General features: G+C 32.9%; 2 protein-coding genes and 1 pseudogene. All 3 read left to right on the plus strand.

Going from position 1 to position 1,813, the window contains the following annotated elements; translation table 11 throughout:
* Positions 1–210: pseudogene (locus BBROOKSOX_RS10510) on the plus strand (hypothetical protein); the annotation flags it as partial.
* A gap of 1 nt (position 211) precedes the next feature.
* On the plus strand, positions 212–1,033 hold the full coding sequence (locus BBROOKSOX_RS10515) for a hypothetical protein (protein ID WP_139661718.1): 822 nt from the start codon (positions 212–214) through the stop codon (positions 1,031–1,033).
* Between the two features lie 2 nt (positions 1,034–1,035).
* Positions 1,036–1,813, plus strand: a 778-nt coding sequence (locus BBROOKSOX_RS12350) for a LysM peptidoglycan-binding domain-containing protein (protein ID WP_257607863.1), incomplete at its 3' end; no start/stop codon positions are given.

Consider the following 1,813-nt stretch of genomic DNA (forward strand, 5'->3'; position numbering starts at 1 on the left):
GGCAAATTAGACGAGGGCGAACTTTTAAGCCTAGCTCAGGCAGGCGTTAAATCTCTAAATACCAATTACAATTACAATTACAATAACTCTAATGAAGTAGACGCTAATAACAACGCCCATAAACAACAAGGTAGTTTTACCACCACAGCAGGCACAACTAACAAAATGAATGATGTTTGGTTTGATGTGGATTTAAGAGAGGCAGCTTAGAATGATAATAGATATACTTATGATTTTTTTAACGATACTAACTATATATGGTTTCTTCCAATATGAAGAATGGTTTTTGAATTCTAGGTTTATAAATAATAAAAAGTGTAAAAGCAAAAAGTGTAAATTTTTGAAATTTATTGCAAAAGTGTATTTTTTTCCAGAAGTTAAAGGAGGTAGTTATGTGAATATAAATCTGCCGAAAAATAAAGAAATTTTTGGCATAGGGTATCTCAGAATGTCTTTATTTGTATTTATAATAGTGTTTGGGACAATTGTGTTATTTCATGGGTACTCACATAATCAAGAAATGAATTTCATAAATGGTAATAATCCAAACTTAATTACAGTAACAGGAAAGTTAAACAAGGTAAGAAATAAAAATAAAAAAGCTATGTATATATACATAGAAGGGCATGCTGACAACCCATTAACAATTACTTTAAAAAGAATAAATAATACTAATTTGAAAAAATACATTGGTCAAAGTGCATACATAAAAAAATACTATGTCGGATTAAAGCAGGATAAAAGAATAGCGTTATTAAAAATTAATAATGAGACACTAATATCTCTTAATGACACTAAAAATTATGTCGGAAATAAAAATAATAAACTGATATATGGATATATTTTAATAATACTAGGTTTATTTTTGCCATGGTGGCGTTACAGACTATATGGCTTTAACGGGATTGACGAACTTATACAAGTAGATAAAGAAATCAAAAAAAGAGGTTTAAATGATATGGAAGCATTAGATAACATTGAAGAGATAATTAATACTGTAAGGCAAAACAATTTAATAATTAAGGAGAAATAATTATGGCTAAATTAACATTTGGGCAAAAGGCAATACAACATGTTATTAATCAAGGAAGAATTGAGGTGGGAATTGCAAACACTATTAAAGATGCATCTGATAGTGAAAAATTAAATGCAGCAATAGCAGGAGCAGATACTATACATGCTGCTGTTGAATTGTTTAAAACAACTGGAAAAGCAATTCCAATTGCTGGTGCGGTTATAAATTCTGTTGATATTTACAATTGGGATAGCAACACAACTACTCTAGATAAAATTACAACTTTTACTGGGTTTATTGGTTCTATTGTAATGGTGTTTAACCCAGTATCAGCTCTTGCACTAGGAACTATCGCCCTTAGTCTAAGTATATACGCCCTAGCCGCAGGCGATGATGAGCAAATATCTAGTGCTGTTGATAGTATGCTTGATACCGTAGGTAATGCCATCAACGATGTATGGAGTGACGCCACTTCACTGCTTGACTATGCAGATAATGAGGCACAAACCCCTGTAGAAAAATTACAAAGCCTTAACAACCAAATCAACGACGGCTCAATTCAGTTCGTCAAAGACGGCGACACCCTCAGCCAAATAGCCCAAGACAACGGCCTAAGCCTAAACGAACTCCTAGCCTTAAATCCAAAATACAAAGACAATCCAGATCATATTAAAGCAGGTGCATTGCTCATCCTTAAAGACAATGCCGGCACACAGTCTTTGAGTGATTATTTAAAAGAACATGCTGATGACCCACAAGCAGTTAGCGCTCTAATCGATTCACTTAAAACTGAACTCC

The organism is bacterium endosymbiont of Bathymodiolus sp. 5 South (genome assembly GCF_900128535.1).
GTDB lineage: Bacteria > Pseudomonadota > Gammaproteobacteria > PS1 > Pseudothioglobaceae > Thiodubiliella.

Excerpts from the sequence above, each read along its gene's own strand:
- BBROOKSOX_RS10515 (WP_139661718.1), top strand. The coding sequence starts at position 212 with ATGATAATAGATATACTTATGATTTTTTTAACGATACTAACTATATAT.